The organism is Streptomyces meridianus (assembly GCF_023703325.1).
Classification (GTDB): domain Bacteria; phylum Actinomycetota; class Actinomycetes; order Streptomycetales; family Streptomycetaceae; genus Streptomyces; species Streptomyces meridianus.
Map to the genome: position 1 here is coordinate 89,504 of NZ_JAMQGM010000021.1, position 17,237 is coordinate 106,740.

The following is a 17,237-nucleotide window of genomic DNA, read 5'->3' on the forward strand; positions in this document are numbered from 1 at the left end:
TCCCCGCCCGGCAACCCGATGCACGCCCTGCGGTCCGGCCGGCTGCCCCAAGTGCTGTGGCCGGAAAAGTTCACCGGCTCGCGACGCCCTGTACGGCGCCTCGCTGCGTTGTCGCATCGCCCGAGTACGCCCAGTACGAGGACGATTCTCCGCCTTGCGATGCACCGCACCGGACGCCGCGAGCCACCCGGCAAACCTTTCCGGTCACAGCACTAGCTGGCCCGGCCGGGCGCCGTCCGGGAGGCTCAGGACTCCAGCACGCCGGTCCGGTAGACCGTGCCCGCGCACGCGTCCTGAAGGGTGACACTGCCTTCCACCGGCTCCCCCGCCTGCGGAGTGTGGCTGAGCAGAATGCTCCCGGCCGGAGTGGACTCGGGCTCGTCCCCGCCGGTCGGGGCCTCCGACGGCGCGGAGTCGCTCGAATTGCTCGGAGTGGGCGAGGAGTCGGGGATCCGGCAACCGCCCGGCCCACCACCTGCGGGGACCCACGCGAACTTCACGACGTAGGCCTGCCCAGGCTTGAGGATGAGCTGGTCGAGGTTGGCACTGGGGTCGGGCAGACCGGTGGCCGCGTCCCCGGTCGTGTGGTCCACTACGGAGATTCCGGAGCTCTCGGCGGCCCCCTGGGCGACGGCCGTGACGGAACCACGGCCGTCGATCGTGCAGTCGCTCCCGGAGATGTTGACGACCCGGAACGAGCCGTAGACCTTGCCCTCCTGGCCGGGCTGCCCCACCGTGCCCCCACCCTGCCCGAGTTGGGCCCGGGTACAGGTCGGCGAGGTGGCGGCCATGGTGCCCTCCGGGTCGATGCCCGTACCGGCAAGCCCGGCCGTCGGGTCGGTCCCGCCGTCCTTCTCGCCGGCGCCGGCCGGGCTGCCTTCGCCGGGCGCGGCGGTCGGTACGACGGAGTCCGCCCCGGTGCCGTCGGTGCCGCCGCTGGGCTCGGTGCCCGTACCGGCTTCCCGGCTGGACGCGGCGGTGGCGCTCCGGCCGGTGTCCGGGCCGGAGCGTGCCACGTGCATCAGCGCGGGGACGGCCGTGCCGACGAGCAGTACGCCGGCCGCGGCTCCGACCATGGCCTGGCGACGGCGCGCCCGGCGGACCGGAACCGCTCTGCGGATCTCCTCCAGGCTGCCCGGCGTCGGTTCGACGTCTTCCATGGCGTCGTGGAGCAGCCGGCGCAGCATCTCCTCGTCCATGTCGGACGGTCCTTGGGTGCCGGTTCCGCCGGGCTGGTCCCGTCGGTCCCGGTGCTGATGGTGCTCGTTCATGCCGGGGCCTCCATGGCGACGCGCAGCGCCGCGATCCCCCGTGATCCGTACGCCTTCACCGAGCCGAGCGATATGCCCAGGGTGTCGGCGACCTGTGCTTCCGTCATGTCTGCGAAGTACCGCAGTACCAGCACTTCCCGCTGACGACGCTGCAATCCCCGCATCGCTCTGATCAGTTGGTCCCGCTCGAGCTGGTCATAGGCCCCCTCCTCGGCGCTCGCCATGTCGGGCATCGGCTTGGAGAGCAGCTTCAGCCCGAGGATGCGACGGCGCAGCGCCGAACGGGAGAGGTTGACGACCGTCTGGCGAAGGTACGCCAGGGTTTTCTCGGGGTCGCGGACCCGGCTGCGCGCCGAGTGCACGCGGATGAAGGCCTCCTGGACGACGTCCTCGCAGGACGCCGTGTCGTCCAGGAGGAGGGAGGCCAGACCCAGCAGGGCGCGGTAGTGGGCGCGGTAGGTCTCGGTGAGGTGATCGACGGTGGTGCCGGCCGTCATGCTGTCGTCAGCGCTGCGCTGCGACGGGATGCCCGGGGTACGGGTCGCGGGCATGGGGGCGATCACCGGCATGCCGCCGGTCTTGCGGATGCCGAGCGGGCGGACGACCGCTCCGCCGGCCCCGGGTGCCACTGCCACGCCGAAAAGTTCTGCCACGTCTGTTGGACACGCTTCCCCCCACCAGGGTTGTACGTGCGGGCCACCGCTTTCGACAAGGTCTCGATTGCCGGTATGTGCATCAAATCCTCCCCCAATACCCCATTCGCGAAAGCGACTTCGAGAGGCTGCACCAAAGACGCTCCCCGCCCGGCTGCGGTTGCAGCGGACGGGGAGTGATAGTCGAACACACCGAAGGTCCAGATCAAGCGAGTTGTACGCCAGACCTTGTCACAACACCTTCACGGTTTTTTACAAACGGAGCATTGTGGTGCCTAAGCGGCGTTCAGCTCCGCTGCCACGACCTCGGCGATCTGCGCGGTGTTGAGCGCCGCCCCCTTGCGGAGGTTGTCACCGCACACGAACAGCTCCAGCGCGTTCGGGTCGTCCATCGAGCGGCGGACCCGGCCGACCCAGGTCGGGTCGGTGCCGACGACGTCGGCCGGCGTCGGGAACTCACCCTTCTCCGGGCTGTCGCACAGCACCACGCCGGGCGCGCTGCTGAGGATCTCGTGGGCCTTGGCCACCGAGACCTCGTTCTCGAACCGGGCGTGCACGGTCAGCGAGTGGGTGGTGATCACGGGCACACGGACGCAGGTCGCGGTGACCCGCAGGTCCGGCAGCCCGAGGATCTTCCGCGACTCGTTGCGCACCTTCAGCTCTTCGGAGGTCCAGCCGTCCTCCTTCAGGGACCCGGCGAAGGGCACCACGTTGAAGGCGATCGGGGCGGGATAGGGGCCGAGGTCACCGACCGCGCGCCGCACGTCGCCGGGGTGCGTGCCCAGATCCGTACCGGCGACCTTCGCGACCTGGTCGCGAAGGGTGTCGACGCCCTCCTTGCCCGAGCCGGAAACCGCCTGGTACGAGGAGACGATCAGCTCGCTGAGCCCGAACTCCGCGTGCAGCGCACCGAGCGCGACGATCATCGAGAGCGTCGTGCAGTTCGGGTTCGAGATGATGCCGCGCGGGCGGTTGCGGGCCGCATGCGCATTGACCTCGGGGACCACCAGCGGCACGTCCGGGTCCATCCGGAAGGCACCGGAGTTGTCGACCGCGACGGCGCCCTTGGCCGCTGCGACCGGAGCCCACTGCGCCGAGACCTCGTCGGGGACGTCGAACATCGCGACGTCGACCCCTTCGAAGGACTCCTCGCTCAGCGCAACGACCTCGACCTCCTCACCGCGCACGGTGAGCTTCCGCCCCGCCGAACGCGGTGAGGCGATCAACCGGATCTCGCCCCAGATGTCGGCGCGCTCCGAGAGGATCCCCCGCATGACGGTGCCGACGGCGCCGGTGGCGCCGACGACGGCCAGGGTGGGCTTGCGGCCCGCAGCGGCACTCATCGGCCGGTCCCTCCGTAGACGACGGCCTCGTCGCTGTCGCTGTCCAGACCGAAGGCGGTGTGGACGACGCGGACCGCGGCGTTGACGTCGTCGGCCCGGGTGACCACGGAGATGCGGATCTCGGAGGTCGAGATCAGCTCGATGTTGACGTCGGCGTTGGAGAGCGCCTCGAAGAACGTCGCGGTGACGCCCGGGTTGGTCTTCATGCCCGCGCCCACGAGGGAGATCTTCGCGATCTGGTCGTCGTAGCGCAGCGAGTCGAAGCCGACGCTCGCCCTGGTCTTCTCCAGCGCCGCGATGGCCTTCTTGCCGTCGGTCTTCGGCAGCGTGAAGGAGATGTCGGTGAGACCGGTGGTGGCGGCGGACACGTTCTGCACCACCATGTCGATGTTGATCTCGGCGTCCGCGATGGCTCGGAAGAGCATCGCCGCCTCGCCCGGCTTGTCCGGCACCCCGACGACCGTGACCTTGGCCTCGGACGTGTCGTGGGCGACTCCGGAGATGAGTGCCTGCTCCATCGTCTGGTCCCCTTGCGGCTCGTTGCTGACCCAGGTGCCCCGGAGGCCGGAGAACGACGACCGGACGTGGATCGGGATGTTGTATCGGCGTGCGTACTCGACGCAGCGGTGCAGCAGCACCTTGGAACCGGAGCTGGCCAGCTCCAGCATGTCCTCGAACGAGATCCAGTCGATCTTGCGGGCCTTCTTCACGACCCGCGGGTCAGCGGTGAAGACACCGTCGACGTCGGTGTAGATCTCGCAGACCTCGGCGTCCAGCGCGGCCGCGAGGGCCACTGCGGTGGTGTCGGAACCACCACGGCCGAGGGTGGTGATGTCCTTCTTGTCGTGGGACACCCCCTGGAAGCCGGCCACGATGGCGATGTTGCCCTCGTCGACCGAGCTCTTGATCCGGCCCGGCGTGACATCGATGATGCGCGCCTTGTTGTGGACCGAGTCCGTGATGACACCCGCCTGGCTGCCGGTGAACGACTGAGCCTCGTGCCCGAGGTTCTTGATCGCCATCGCCAGCAAAGCCATCGAGATCCGCTCTCCGGCGGTCAGCAGCATGTCGAACTCGCGGCCGGAGGGGATCGGAGAAACCTCTCCCGCGAGATCGATCAACTCGTCCGTCGTGTCGCCCATCGCAGAAACCACGACGACGACCTGGTGGCCGTTCTTCTTGGCTTCGACGATCCGCTTGGCGACGCGCTTGATGCCTTCGGCATCCGCGACGGAGGAGCCGCCGTACTTCTGCACGACAAGGCCCACGTGCGCTCCTCGAAATCTGTTCCGCGGACCCCGAAATCGGGATCCTTCGGTCGGCTCAGTCTAACGAGCAGGGGGAATCCGACCTGGCGATATCACATGGCGAGACAAACGTTCACTCCATGAACTCCGGACGGCCCACCTGCTCAGCACGAACCCCTGCCCCACTCGACGGATTGCACACGGAAACGTTACGCAGGTCACACATCTGCCCCGAGGACAGGTGCCGCCGGGGACGGCGGAGAGCTCAAGAAACCGCCCTGCCCGTCGTCTCCGCCGTGCCCACGGCCGGACCTCGCGGCCCCCGGAACGGCTTCCGCGTTCCCGGGTCAGGGACTGTTCCCGCGTGTCACGGCGGGCTACGTTGCCGGGCATGGCGCACGACATCTGCGACGAGGAGGTCCCGCCCGGAGAGCGAGTGCGCTCGATGCGCCGGGTCCGCCACCTCCCTCCGGACCCGTCGCCGGGTAGGCCGGGACTGGCCACCTGCGCCGGGTGGAACGCGGCACGGCCGCCGACCCGAGCATCACCGCGCTCCAGCAGATCTCCGGGGCGGTCTCACCACGGCCGGCCGTTCGCGCGCTCCGACTGCCGGACCGGATCGCGCGTCCCGCGTGCGGCAGCGGCCCCCGGGTGATCGGCCCGCCCGGCTACCGACACCTGTTCCGACACGGACCACGAACAGGGCCCGGCACGGCACGGCACGGCACGGCACGGCACGGCACAACGACGAGAACGAACGAGGCACCATGACCGTCAACGGCAGCGTTTCCTTCTGGTACCGGCAGGAGGGCTTCCCCGCCCGCCGTCCGCCGCTGGACGGATCCGCCGAGACCGACGTGTGCATCGTCGGCGCCGGCTTCACGGGCCTGTGGACGGCCTACTACCTCAAGAAGGCGGAGCCATCCATCGACATCACCGTCATCGAGCGCGACTTCGCCGGTTTCGGCGCCTCGGGCCGCAACGCGGGCTGGCTCAGCGCCAAGATCGCCGGATCGGCCGCGACCTATGCCCGCGGGCACGGCCGGCAGGCCGTCCTGGACCTCCAGCAGGCCATGAACGAGACGGTCGACGAGGTCATCGCCGTGGCCGGGGCCGAGGGCATCGAGGCCGACATCGTCAAGAGCGGCTACCTCACGGTCGCCCACGGCCCGGCCCAGCTCCCCCGGCTGCGCGCCGCGCACCGGGACGCCGTGCACTGGGGCAGCACCGACCTGGCGTGGCTGACCGCACCCGAAGTGCTGGAGCGGGTCGACATCGCCGGCGCGCTGGGCGGCGTCCACAACCCGCACTGCGCCCGTGTGCACCCGGCAAAACTCGTCCAGGGCCTGGCCGACGCGGTCCAGGCACTCGGCGTCACCATCCTCGAGTCCACGCCCGTCACCCGCATCGCGCCCGGCCGCGCCGAGACCCCGTTCGGCGAGGTCAGGGCCGACCGGATCATCCGCGCCACCGAGGGCTACACCAGCGATCTGCACGGCGAACACCGCACCTGGCTCCCGATGAACTCCTCCATGGTGATCACCGAACCGCTGTCCGACGCGGTGTGGAAGGCCATCGGCTGGTCCGGGCACGAGCTGCTCAGCGACAGCACGCACGCCTACCTGTACGCCCAGCGCACCGCCGACGGGCGGATCGCGGCCGGCGGACGCGGGGTGCCCTACCGCTACGGATCGCGCATCGAACGCGACGGCAGGACCAGCACACGGACCGTCCGCGCGCTCCGGGACACCCTGGCCCGGCTGCTGCCCGCGACCGCCGGGGCGCGCATCGACCACGCCTGGTCGGGCGTCCTCGCAGTACCGCGCGACTGGTGCGCCTCCGTGACGTTCGACCCGGCCACCGGGCTGGGCTCGGCCGGCGGTTACGTCGGGCACGGCGTGGCCGCCACCAATCTCGCAGGACGCACGCTGCGGGACCTCGTACTGGGCCAGGACACCCCCCTCACCGACCTGCCCTGGGTCGGCCACCGGTCCAGGGCGTGGGAGCCGGAACCCGTGCGCTGGCTCGGCGTCCACGGCATGTACGCGGCCTACCGGGCCGCCGACCGCAGCGAGGTCGCCGGCCGCACCACCACCTCACCGATCGCCGGAATCGCAGACCGGATCTCGGGGCGCTGACACCTGGACGACACCGACACACCGACGCCCGCGGTCGGACCTGCGGGTACGCGAAGGGTCCCGGATCCGGCCGTCAGGCGCGGGCCTTGGCGCCCAGCCCCAGCGGGGCGGCGATCTCGGCGGCCATCACACGGCCCGCCTCCTCCTCCAGCGACGCGTCGTCACGGCCCAGCGCGTCGTCGGTGTCGAGACCGTTCAGCTCGTCCAGCGGCGTCTCGGTGCGGATGTGCGCCAGCAGGGACTGGAGGGCCCGCAGGCAGGCCGACGCGGACGGCCCCCAGTTCGAGAAGTACGAGAACTGCCACCACCACAGCGCCTCGCTGACCCGGCCCGCCCGGTAGTGGGCCATGCCGTGCCGCAGGTCCGTGATGATGTCCGCAAGGTCGTCCGAGATCCGGCAGGCGACCGGCTCGCTGCGCGGCACGTACGGGTCGAACACCTCGGAGTAGACGTCCGCCGGCTCCATCAGCGCGGCGAACCGCTCGCGCATGCCGTCGGCGTCCGGCTCCGGCCCCGCGTCCGGCTCGTACTGCTCGTCCGGGACGAAGTCCTCGTGCGCCCCCAGTCTGCCGCCCGCGAGCAGCAACTGCGAGACCTCGAGCAGCAGGAACGGGATCGCGCTCCCGGGCTCGTCCCCCTTGGCGACCTCGGACACCGCCACCAGGAAGCTGTCGATCTGGTCGGCGATCTGGACGGCGAAGTCGTCCGGACTCTGGCGTGCGTCGTGCAGCGTGGCGTCAGACATCGAGAAGTCGTCTCCCTTCGAAGGCGCGTCCGAGGGTGACCTCGTCGGCGTACTCCAGGTCTCCCCCCACTGGGAGCCCGCTGGCAAGTCGCGTGACTTTCAGTCCCATGGGTTTGGTCATCCGTGCGAGGTAGGTGGCGGTCGCCTCCCCCTCCAGGTTCGGATCCGTGGCCAGGATCAGCTCGGTGACACTGCCGTCCGCGAGCCTGGCCAGCAGTTCCCGGATCCGCAGATCGTCCGGCCCGACGCCCTCGATGGGACTGATCGCCCCGCCCAGCACGTGGTACCGGCCCCGGAACTCGCGCGTCCGCTCGATGGCGACGACGTCCTTGGGCTCCTCGACGACGCAGATGACGGCCGGGTCGCGGCGCGGGTCCTGGCACACCCGGCACTGTTCGTCCTGGGCGACGTTGCCGCACACCGAGCAGAACCGGACCTTCGCCTTGACCTCGGTCAGCACGTGCGCGAGGCGGCGGACGTCGGCCGGGTCCGCCTGGAGGACGTGGAAGGCGATCCGCTGCGCGCTCTTGGGACCGACGCCGGGCAGCCTGCCCAACTCGTCGATGAGGTCCTGGACCACGCCTTCGTACACGGGCCGTCTTCTCCTTCGTCGCGCTCTTCCGGCGCTGTTCCTGTTGCTGGGTAAGCTAGTTGACCGCGCTTAAGGTCCGGATCAGTAACGGGACCGTTGCGCCCGATCCGGGTCCCACGGCGTCAGAAGGGCAGACCGGGCATGCCGCCGAGCCCCTCGGTGAGCGGGCCCAGCTTCTGCTTCTGGAGCTCCTGCGCGGCATGGTTCGCGTCCCGGACGGCCGCGAGGACCAGGTCCGCGAGGGTCTCCGTGTCGTCAGGATCCACCGTCTTCGGATCGATGACCAGGCCCTGGAGCTCACCGGACCCGTTCACCGTGGCCTTGACGAGCCCGCCGCCCGCCGAGCCCTCGACGAGGGTCGCGGCCAGCTCCTCCTGGGTCTCCGCGAGCTGTTGTTGCATCTGCTGGGCCTGCTGAAGCAGCTGCTGCATGTTCGGCTGACCACCACCGGGAATCACGACTTCGCTCCTGGCATTCGATGTTGTCGGGCGTTTTTGCTCGGTAGCCCGAGCCTACGTGCTCGCCGCCCGCCTCGCCCTGCGCCCTGTGAACGATCATGTCCGGGCGGGTGCACGGCCCCGGACGCGCGCCCTGCGGTGGTCCGGGCACGACCGCGCCCCGTGCACCGGGAGTGCACGGGGCGGTCGGGACGGCGCCGACCGGCCGGCGGGCGTCAGGAGGCGGCTTCGACTGCGGCTGCGGCTGCGGCGATGTCGGTGCGGTGGTGGGAGCCGTCCAGGCGGATCCGGCCGACGGCCCGGTAGGCCCGCTCCCGCGCCTTCGCCAGGTCGGGGCCCGTCGCGGTCACGGAGAGTACCCGGCCACCCGCGCTGAGGATCCGTCCGTCGTCCGCGGCCCGGGTGCCGGCGTGCAGCACGTACGCGTGCCGGTCCTGCTCCTCGACCTCGGGCAGGCCCTCGATCGGATCTCCGGTCCGGGGCGTGCCCGGGTAGTTGTGCGAGGCGATGACGACGGTGACGGCCGCGTCGTCGCTCCAGCGCAGCCGCGGGAAGTCCGCCAGCCTGCCGGTGGCCGCGGCGTGCAGCAGTCCGGCGAGCGGCGTCTTCAGCCGGGCCAGGACGACCTGGGTCTCCGGGTCGCCGAACCGGGCGTTGAACTCGATGACGCGGATCCCGCGCGAGGTGATCGCGAGCCCGGCGTAGAGCAGCCCGGAGAACGGCGTGCCGCGGCGGCGCAGCTCGTCGACGGTGGGCTGGAGAACCGTCGCGAGGACCTCGTCGACGAGCTCGGGGTCGGCCCACGGCAGCGGGGAGTAGGCGCCCATGCCACCGGTGTTGGGCCCCTCGTCCGAGTCCAGGGCGCGCTTGAAGTCCTGGGCCGGACGGAGCGGGACGACGGTCTCGCCGTCGGTGACCGCGAACAGGGAGACCTCGGGTCCGTCGAGGAACTCCTCGATGACGACGCGGTCGCATGCCAGCGCGTGCGCGCGGGCGGCCTCGATGTCGTCGGTGACCACGACGCCCTTGCCCGCGGCGAGGCCGTCGTCCTTGACGACGTACGGGGCGCCGAACGCGCCGAGCGCGGCGTCCACCTCGGCCGGGGAGGTGCAGACGTAGCTGCGGGCCGTGGGCACGTTGGCCTCGGCCATGACGTCCTTGGCGAAGGCCTTGGAGCCCTCCAGTTGCGCCGCCTCGCCGCTGGGGCCGAAGCAGGCGATCCCGCGGGCCCGTACGGCGTCGGCGACGCCCGCCACGAGCGGGGCCTCCGGGCCGACGACCACCAGGTCTGCGCCGAGGCCGGCGGCCAGGTCGGCGACGGCCGCGCCGTCGAGGGCGTCGACCTCGTGCAGCTCGGCCAGGGCGGCGACACCGGCGTTGCCGGGCGCGCAGTGGACCTCGCTGACGTCGGGGTCGGTCGAGAGAGAGCGGCACAGGGCGTGTTCGCGGGCGCCGCCGCCGATGACAAGGACCTTCACCCGGTTCAGGGTAGTGGCCGGGCGCGCCGGCTCCGCTCCCCGCCCCCGCCCTCAGCTGCCTCCGGGAGCGGCGGGAACCGCGCCGCCGGTCACTCTTTCGAGTGAGACAGAGATGGTCTTAATACCTGATCGGAGGCCACTTCCGGGCGGAATGGCCTCGATCCGGCCCCCGCGCGCGGCCGTTCGGCGGTAGGAAAGGGGCCGCGCATCAGACGTGGGCGCGCACACGCACGTACCGCAGAGGGAGCACCGGGTGAGCCAACCGGAGATGCAGCCCGAGGGGCCGCCTCGGGAGGAGCACGGGGGACGGCAGCGGGATCTGACCGGCCGGGCCTTCCCGGTCGGCGACTGGGGCGAGCCCGCGGAGCGCCTCGAGGAGATCTGCCACTGGGTCGAGTCCCGTGCGCTGGACACCGTCGACTGGTACCTCCGCGACCGGTTGTGGAAGCGCCGCGGGGCCCGCGCCCTGCGGATCGGCGCGGCGCTCACCGCGACCACGGGGGCGGGGTTGCCGCTGCTCGACCTGACCGGGGTTCTGGACAGCGGCACGGCATGGGGCTATCTGGCGCTGCTGGGCGCCGCCGCCTGTCTGGGCCTGGACCGGTACTGCGGACTGACGTCGGGCTGGATGCGGGACATGGCGACGGCCCAGGCGGTCCAACGGCGCCTGGAGGCCCTGCGGTTCGACTGGGCGTCGGAGTCCATCCGCGAGGTGCTGGGGCCGACGGAGGGCACCTCCAGCGAGGCGGCAGAGCGGTGCCTGTCGGTGCTGCGCCGCTTCTCCGAGGACGTGTCCGACCTCGTGCGCGCCGAAACCGCCGACTGGATGGTGGAGTTCAGATCCGGGCCGGCTCCGTTGCGCACCCAGTCGCTGGTGCCGTGGAGCACCCGGCCGGGCCCGGTCCGGCCGGCGTCGCGTCTGCTGCCGCCGGCGTCCCGGCCGAGCATGCCGCGTCAGCGCCCGCCGGAACCGCCGCGCTGATCGGCGCGCCGACCACCGCGCCGACCACCGCGACGACCACCCGCCGGGCTGAGCGTACGCCGGCGGGTCCTGGCTCAGCTGAAGACGATCATCGAGCCCTGGCCGAGGCTGCGCGTCACCGCGGCGTGCAGGCCGAGCCACACGTGACGCTCCCGGGCGTACGGGCCGTCCTCGTGGGACGGCGGGACCGCGCGCTCGTCCAGGGCGGTCGGCCGGCCCGGAGGGGCCGGGGCGGCGGGCGGGTTGAGGTGGTCGATGCCGATCACCGGGGCGACCGTCTCGAGTTCCCGCAGCAGCCCGTGACTGGAGCCCAGCGGCCCGCCTCCCTCGAGGAGTTCGTCCGAGGCAACCGGGTGCGGGAAGTCCAGCGGGATGTACGCGCCCGCGTGGTCGTAGTGCCAGACGAGGTGCGACTGCCGGGCCGCCGTCCCGAACATTTCCAGCAACTGCTCGTAGTCGCTACCGAGTTCGTCGACCGGTGTCACCTCCAGCCCGCTGATGTGCAACAGGTAGGCGCGGCGCAGGAAGTGCAGCGCGTCGTAGTCGAAGCCGGCCACGGGGGCGACCTCACCGGACAGTCCCGGCATGTAGGCGTAGACGGGCACGCGCGGCAGTCCCGCCTCCGCCAGGGCCTTGTCGTAGCTCGCGATCTCTTCGGCGAAGGGGTTGTCGGAGCTGTGGCACAGCACATCGACGAGGGGAACCAGCCACAGGTCGCACGCCACGGGGCCTCGCTCTCGGTCGGGTTCATGCGGGCAGCCGGGTCAGCGTAGTGCTCCGGGCACGCTGCGCGAAGCGAGCCGATGGGAGTCGTCGCGCGGACTCCGGTGCGGTCGCCGCGAAGCGGGGCCCGCAGCGGGTCAGTCCGCCGTGCCTCCGCAGAGCCTGCCGACGAGTTCCAGGGTGTGCCGGTTGTAGTCGTCGACGAGCTCCTGCGCGGCCGGGACGTCACGGGCGGCGACGGCGTCCGCGAGGTCGCGGTGACGGGCCCACAGAGCACCCTGGAGATCGGTCTCGCGGCGCAGGTACGGCACGGAGAAGACCCAGCACTGGACCCGGAGCCGGTCCAGCAGGTCGCTGATGTACGGGTTGGCGGCGAGCCAGCTCAACTCGCGCCAGAACCGCAGGTCGTAGCCGATGAGTATGTCGAGGTCGCCTGCCAGGGAGGCGCGCCGGGCCTCGTCCGCACGGCGGCGCAGCGAGGTCAGGAACTTCTCCGGCACGGAGTCGTCGACCCGGTCGGCGATCTGCCGGAAGATGCCGTCGATGATCAGAGTCCGGGCGGCGACCATGCCGCGGAAGTCCTGCGGGGTGAACCGGTGCACCTGGAAGCCGCGGTGGTGCTCCATGTCGACGAGGCCCTGGGCGGAGAGGTCGACGAGCGCCTCGCGGACAGGGGTGGCGGAGACTCCGTACTGCTCGGCGATCTCCTTGACCGCCACGTGCCGGCCCACCGGGAGGCGCCCGGCGAGCACTTCGTCGCGGAGCGCGTCGGCGATCTGCTGCCGCAGGGTGTTGCGGGTGACAGCTCCGCTGCGGGGCATGGTCGGCGGTCTCCTTCGCGGTGTCGGGCCGGCGCGGACACCGACCGTCGCATCACGATATGCGAGGAACGCCGGTCGCGGACTCGTCGGTGCGGGGTTTCGCACGCGGCCGCGCGCCGCGGGAGGTCCCGCGGCGCGCGGCCGGTGGGGTGCCGGACCGGTGCGGACTGCTACGCGCAGTGCGCGTCGGCGACGGCGAGCGCGGCGTCGAGCGCGGCGAGCCCGTCCTTCGCCTCGGCCTCGCCGATGGTGCAGGCCGGCACGACGTGGGTGCGGTTCATGTTCACGAACGGCCACAGGCCCCGCTTCTTGCAGGCGGCCGCGAACTCGGCCATCGGGGCGTTCGCTTCGCCCGCGGCGTTGTACGGCACCAGCGGCTCGCGCGTCTCCTTGTTCCTCACGAGGTCGAGCGCCCAGAACACGCCCATGCCACGCACCTCGCCGACCGACGGGTGACGTTCGGCCAGGTCCCGCAGGCCGGGGCCGAGCACGTCCTCACCGATGCGTGCGGCGTTCTCGACGATGCCCTCCTCGGCCATCGCGTTGATCGTCGCGACAGCGGAGGCACAGGCCAGCGGGTGCCCGGAGTAGGTGAGACCGCCGGGGTAGGGCTTGGTCTCGAAGTCCGCGGCGATCTTCGCGGAGATGGCGACGCCGCCGAGCGGGACGTACCCCGAGTTGACGCCCTTGGCGAAGGTCAGCAGGTCGGGGGTGACGTCGAACAGGTCGGCGGCGAACCAGGTTCCGGTGCGGCCGAAGCCCGCCATGACCTCGTCCAGGATGAAGACGATGCCGTACTTGTCGCAGATCTCACGGACGCCGGCGAGGTAGCCGGGCGGCGGGACGAGCACGCCGGCGGTACCGACGATCGTCTCGAGGATGATCGCCGCGATGGTCTGCGGGCCCTCGAAGGCGATGGTCTGCTCGAGGTGGGCCAGGGCGCGCTCGCACTCCTGGGCCTCGGTCTCGGCGTGGAAGCTGGAGCGGTACAGGAACGGGCCCCAGAAGTGCACGACACCGGCGGCCGCGCTGTCGGACGCCCAGCGGCGCGGGTCGCCGGTCAGGTTGATCGCCGTCGAGGTGGCGCCGTGGTACGAGCGGTAGGCGGACATCACCTTGGGGCGGCCGGTGTGGAGGCGGGCCATCCGGACCGCGTTCTCCACAGCCTCGGCGCCGCCGTTGGTGAAAAAGATCTTGTCGAGGTCGCCGGGGGTGCGCTCGGCGACCAGCCGCGCGGCCTCGGCGCGGACGTCCACGGCGAAGCCCGGGGCGATGGTGCACAGCCTGCCCGCCTGCTCCTGGATGGCGGCGACGACCTTCGGGTGCTGGTGACCGATGTTGGTGTTGACCAGCTGGGAGGAGAAGTCGAGGTAGCGGTTGCCGTCGTAGTCCCAGAAGTACGAGCCCTCGGCGCCGGCGACGGCGAGCGGGTCGATGAGGCCCTGCGCGGACCAGGAGTGGAAGACATGGGCGCGGTCGGCGGCCTTGACTGCCTGTCCGGCCTGGGGGTCTGCGTGAACGGTCATGCGGGTCAGCGTAGATACCGGCGGCACGGCGCCGACACCGCCACCCTGTATGGCTTCGGCCACGTGGCCCGGCATCCTGTCGGGTCGGCGGGTCCGCTCACCCTGGTCGCGAACGCCCGCGCCCCCGGCGGGCAGAGCTCGCCGGGGGCGGGATGGGGGGGCACCGTCGGGCCGTGCATCGGCCCGGGGCCCTACAGGAACGAGTTGATCTCGATGGTCTCGTCGCGGCCGGGGCCGACGCCGATCGCGGAGATCGGGGCGCCCGACATCTCCTCGAGCGCCTTCACGTAGCCCTGCGCGTTCTTCGGCAGGTCGGCGAACGTCTTGGCCCGGGTGATGTCCTCGGACCAGCCCGGCAACATCTCGTACACCGGCTTCGCGTGGTGGAAGTCGGTCTGGCTGTAGGGGAGTTCCTCGACCCGCTTGCCGTCGATCTCGTACGCCACACACACCGGGATCCGCTCCCAGCCGGTCAGCACGTCGAGCTTCGTCAGGAAGAAGTCGGTGAGGCCGTTGACCCGGGTCGCGTAGCGGGCGATGACCGCGTCGAACCAGCCGCAGCGACGGTCCCGGCCGGTGGTCACACCGCGCTCGCCGCCGATGGTGCGCAGCGCATCGCCGTCCTCGTCGAACAGCTCGGTCGGGAACGGGCCGGCGCCGACGCGGGTCGTGTACGCCTTGAGGATGCCGATGACGCGGTTGATCTTCGTCGGGCCCACGCCGGCACCGGTGCAGGCACCGCCCGCGGTCGGGTTCGACGAGGTGACGAACGGGTACGTCCCGTGGTCCACGTCGAGCAGTGTGCCCTGACCACCCTCGAAGAGGACGACCTTGCCCTCGTCGACGGCGTTGTTGAGGATCAGGGTGGTGTCGGCGACGTAGCCCCGGATCTCGTCCGCGTAGCCCAGCAGCTCCCCGACGACCTGCTCGACCTCGATGGCACGGCGGTTGTAGAGCTTGGCCAGCAGCTGGTTCTTCATGTCGAGGGCGGCCTCGACCTTCTGGCGCAGGATGGACTCGTCGAAGAGGTCCTGGACCCGGATGCCGACGCGGTTGATCTTGTCCGCGTAGGCCGGGCCGATGCCGCGGCCGGTGGTGCCGATCTTCCGCTTCCCGAGGAAGCGTTCCGTCACCTTGTCGACGGTCGTGTGGTAGGGCGTGATCAGGTGCGCGTTACCGCTGACCAGCAGCTTGGACGTGTCGACGCCGCGCGCGTTCAGTCCGCTCAGCTCGGAGAGCAGGACCGCCGGGTCGACGACGACACCGTTGCCGATGACCGGGGTGCACCCCGGCGAGAGAATCCCGGAAGGCAGGAGGTGCAGCGCGTATTTCTGGTCGCCGACGACGACCGTGTGGCCGGCGTTGTTGCCGCCCTGGTAACGCACCACGTAGTCCACGGAGCCACCGAGCAGGTCGGTGGCCTTTCCCTTGCCTTCGTCACCCCACTGAGCACCGAGCAGCACAAGTGCGGGCACAGGCGTACACCCCTTCCGGGCGGGGCATGTCCAACGTGCGCGGCGGCGATCCGGCGGGCGGTGCCTCGGCACGTCCCGCCACCAGAGCCGTCGACCGGTGCCCCGGATAGACGAAGCCCCTGGCGCAACAACGGCAGGGGCTCTTGCACCGAGAGATTACCTGAGGAAGGACCGAGGTGTCGGCACAGCGTCATGGGCATCCTCCCGCGGACCCCGTCCGGGAGAGCCCCCTGCTCGTGGTCATCGACCCCAACGCCCGCCGGACGGACGGCGAGTCCGTACGCATCGCGAAGGATGTCCTGTGCGCGGGCGCTTCCGCGAAAATCTGTCTTCCCGAGAACGCGCGGGACCTCGCACGGGCCGTGGGCCGAAGAGGCCGGCGGCGCCCGGTGGTGGTGGGCGACGATTCCGCCTTCCTGCGGGTCGTGAACCTGCTGTACCGGGAGCGGGCGCTGGCCGACGCGGTGCTGTCGATGGTTCCGGTCGGGGCGGACGCGGCGTCGGTGTCGGTGGCCCGCGGGCTGGGAGTGCCGACGGACACGGTGGACGCGTCCCGCGCGGTGCTGGACGGGACCGAGCAGCGCATCGACCTGCTGGTCGACGAGAGCGACGGGGTCGTTCTGGGGGACCTGCGGATCCCCGCCTCTTCGAGGGGCGCGGACTCTCAGGGGCACGGTCCGCTCGGGGTGTGGGACTGCTACAGGTCGCTGATGCGTTCCCTCACGGTCGGCAAGCCCTCCGGCCGGGCGGACGCTCCGCCGCAGATCCTCGGTGACGAGGCGCACCCCGGGCACCGGCTGCGCGTCGAGGCGGACGGGGTGGTGCTCGCCGACCTGGACCGGCCGGTGCAGCAGGTACGGGTCTCGGCCGACGGCGGATTCGCGGAGGTCGTCGTCCGGGAGAGCGGCGAGGGCGCGAGCGGGGTGAGGACTCTCGCCCGGAGGGTGACCGTGTCGGGGGCAGACTTCCGCTACCGCGCGGACGCGCTCGTCGGCGGCCCGGTGCGCACCCGGACCTGGACCGTGCAGCCGGGGGCCTGCCGGCTGACGCTGCCCCGGGGCTGAGGCACGTCCGGCGCAGGATGCGGCAGCGGGCTCGGCGCGGAGCCCCGGCTACGACGGGCCGCGGTCGGGTGGCTGCTCCGGTTGTCCGGCCCGTTACCGCTCCGGGTCGCCGACCGTTTCCGTCGCTTGCTCCGCCGCCCGGTCGGCCTTGTGCGCCCGCCAGCGGTCCATGATCTGCGTCATCTCGGCATGCAGGAAGGCGAAGAACTCGGCCGTCTCGGAGATGCGCTGCGCCGCCGGAGTGCCCGGGCCGAGGCTGTCCGCGCCCTCGCGGAGGGTCTGCTGCCAGCGGATGAGGACCTGGTCGCGGCGGGTGAAGGTCTCGTACCAGAGCTCGCTGTGCAGCCGGTACCGCTCGCGCCGGGACCCCGGCTCGCGCTCCCGGCCGACCATGCTCACCTGGGAGAGATAGCGGATCGCACCCGAGACCGCCGCGGGGCTGATCTGCAGCCGCTCGGCGAGCTCGGCGGCGTTGAGCGAGCCCGTGTCGGAGGCGAGCAGCGCGGCGAAGACGCGGGACGCCATGCGCTGCATGCCGGCCTCGGTCAGCTCGGCGGCGAACCGCTCCACGAAGCGGTCCACGGCCGCGGCGTCGCGCCCTCCTGCGGCCTGTGCGCCCTCGGTCATCGTCCTGATCAACTCCCTTGCTCCGGCTCCCGATCCGCAAATGGCGAGTTTATACACTTCCTTAACTTCACAAATTTCTGAAAGAAGCGTACTT

16 protein-coding genes are annotated in these 17,237 nt (G+C 71.3%); 3 read left to right on the top strand and 13 right to left on the bottom strand.

Going from position 1 to position 17,237, the window contains the following annotated elements:
• Positions 1 to 245: 245 nt before the first annotated feature.
• The 4 genes from M1E25_RS10270 to M1E25_RS10285 form a co-directional block, all read right to left on the bottom strand.
• A complete protein-coding gene (locus M1E25_RS10270; RefSeq protein WP_251412969.1) occupies positions 246 to 1,271 on the bottom strand; it encodes a hypothetical protein in 1,026 nt (341 codons plus the stop codon).
• Positions 1,268 to 1,840, bottom strand: coding sequence for a SigE family RNA polymerase sigma factor (locus tag M1E25_RS10275; RefSeq protein WP_251413111.1), 573 nt, complete (start codon positions 1,838 to 1,840; stop codon positions 1,268 to 1,270). Before M1E25_RS10275 ends, M1E25_RS10270 begins: the two co-directional genes overlap by 4 nt.
• 359 nt (positions 1,841 to 2,199) lie before the next feature.
• Complete coding sequence (locus tag M1E25_RS10280) at positions 2,200 to 3,267, bottom strand: aspartate-semialdehyde dehydrogenase (protein WP_251412980.1); 1,068 nt, start codon at positions 3,265 to 3,267, stop codon at positions 2,200 to 2,202.
• Positions 3,264 to 4,535 carry an aspartate kinase gene (locus tag M1E25_RS10285; RefSeq protein ID WP_251412981.1) on the bottom strand — a complete coding sequence of 424 codons (1,272 nt, stop codon included), beginning with the start codon at positions 4,533 to 4,535 and terminating at the stop codon, positions 3,264 to 3,266. The genes M1E25_RS10280 and M1E25_RS10285 overlap by 4 nt, the downstream gene beginning before the upstream one ends.
• 746 nt (positions 4,536 to 5,281) lie before the next feature.
• Between M1E25_RS10285 and M1E25_RS10290 the strand changes: the two genes are divergently transcribed.
• A complete protein-coding gene (locus M1E25_RS10290) occupies positions 5,282 to 6,652 on the top strand; it encodes an NAD(P)/FAD-dependent oxidoreductase (RefSeq protein ID WP_251412984.1) in 1,371 nt (456 codons plus the stop codon).
• Between the two features lie 73 nt (positions 6,653 to 6,725).
• Here M1E25_RS10290 and M1E25_RS10295 read toward each other — a convergent pair whose 3' ends face one another.
• The 4 genes from M1E25_RS10295 to purD form a co-directional block, all read right to left on the bottom strand.
• Positions 6,726 to 7,397: a DUF5063 domain-containing protein gene (locus tag M1E25_RS10295; RefSeq protein ID WP_251412986.1), complete on the bottom strand. Its 672-nt coding sequence runs from the start codon at positions 7,395 to 7,397 to the stop codon at positions 6,726 to 6,728.
• The gene (recR, locus tag M1E25_RS10300; RefSeq protein ID WP_251412988.1) at positions 7,390 to 7,989 is read right to left on the bottom strand and encodes a recombination mediator RecR; all 600 of its coding nucleotides are present in this window, start codon (positions 7,987 to 7,989) and stop codon (positions 7,390 to 7,392) included. Before recR ends, M1E25_RS10295 begins: the two co-directional genes overlap by 8 nt.
• Before the next feature lie 122 nt (positions 7,990 to 8,111).
• Positions 8,112 to 8,447: a YbaB/EbfC family nucleoid-associated protein gene (locus M1E25_RS10305; protein ID WP_251412992.1), complete on the bottom strand. Its 336-nt coding sequence runs from the start codon at positions 8,445 to 8,447 to the stop codon at positions 8,112 to 8,114.
• 215 nt (positions 8,448 to 8,662) lie between these two features.
• Positions 8,663 to 9,925: a phosphoribosylamine--glycine ligase gene (gene purD / locus M1E25_RS10310; RefSeq protein ID WP_251412996.1), complete on the bottom strand. Its 1,263-nt coding sequence runs from the start codon at positions 9,923 to 9,925 to the stop codon at positions 8,663 to 8,665.
• A 253-nt stretch (positions 9,926 to 10,178) separates the two neighbouring features.
• Here purD and M1E25_RS10315 point away from each other — a divergent pair, with 253 nt between their 5' ends.
• The gene (locus M1E25_RS10315) at positions 10,179 to 10,907 is read left to right on the top strand and encodes an SLATT domain-containing protein (RefSeq protein ID WP_251412998.1); all 729 of its coding nucleotides are present in this window, start codon (positions 10,179 to 10,181) and stop codon (positions 10,905 to 10,907) included.
• Positions 10,908 to 10,981: 74 nt separating this feature from the next.
• Here the strand turns inward: M1E25_RS10315 and M1E25_RS10320 are convergent, their stop codons facing one another.
• The 4 genes from M1E25_RS10320 to M1E25_RS10335 form a co-directional block, all read right to left on the bottom strand.
• Entirely contained in the window at positions 10,982 to 11,632 is a 651-nt protein-coding gene (locus M1E25_RS10320; protein ID WP_251413000.1) for a putative DNA-mimic protein, read from the bottom strand.
• Between the two features lie 135 nt (positions 11,633 to 11,767).
• Positions 11,768 to 12,451: a GntR family transcriptional regulator gene (locus tag M1E25_RS10325; RefSeq protein WP_251413003.1), complete on the bottom strand. Its 684-nt coding sequence runs from the start codon at positions 12,449 to 12,451 to the stop codon at positions 11,768 to 11,770.
• Between the two features lie 170 nt (positions 12,452 to 12,621).
• Positions 12,622 to 13,977: an aspartate aminotransferase family protein gene (locus M1E25_RS10330; protein WP_251413005.1), complete on the bottom strand. Its 1,356-nt coding sequence runs from the start codon at positions 13,975 to 13,977 to the stop codon at positions 12,622 to 12,624.
• Between the two features lie 191 nt (positions 13,978 to 14,168).
• On the bottom strand, positions 14,169 to 15,452 hold the full coding sequence (locus tag M1E25_RS10335) for an adenylosuccinate synthase (protein WP_251413007.1): 1,284 nt from the start codon (positions 15,450 to 15,452) through the stop codon (positions 14,169 to 14,171).
• A 176-nt stretch (positions 15,453 to 15,628) separates the two neighbouring features.
• On the opposite strand from M1E25_RS10335, the gene M1E25_RS10340 reads away from it, so the two are divergent.
• Complete coding sequence (locus M1E25_RS10340) at positions 15,629 to 16,516, top strand: diacylglycerol kinase (protein WP_251413009.1); 888 nt, start codon at positions 15,629 to 15,631, stop codon at positions 16,514 to 16,516.
• 93 nt (positions 16,517 to 16,609) lie between these two features.
• Here the strand turns inward: M1E25_RS10340 and M1E25_RS10345 are convergent, their stop codons facing one another.
• Positions 16,610 to 17,143, bottom strand: coding sequence for a GbsR/MarR family transcriptional regulator (locus M1E25_RS10345; protein WP_251413011.1), 534 nt, complete (start codon positions 17,141 to 17,143; stop codon positions 16,610 to 16,612).
• Positions 17,144 to 17,237: the final 94 nt, after the last annotated feature.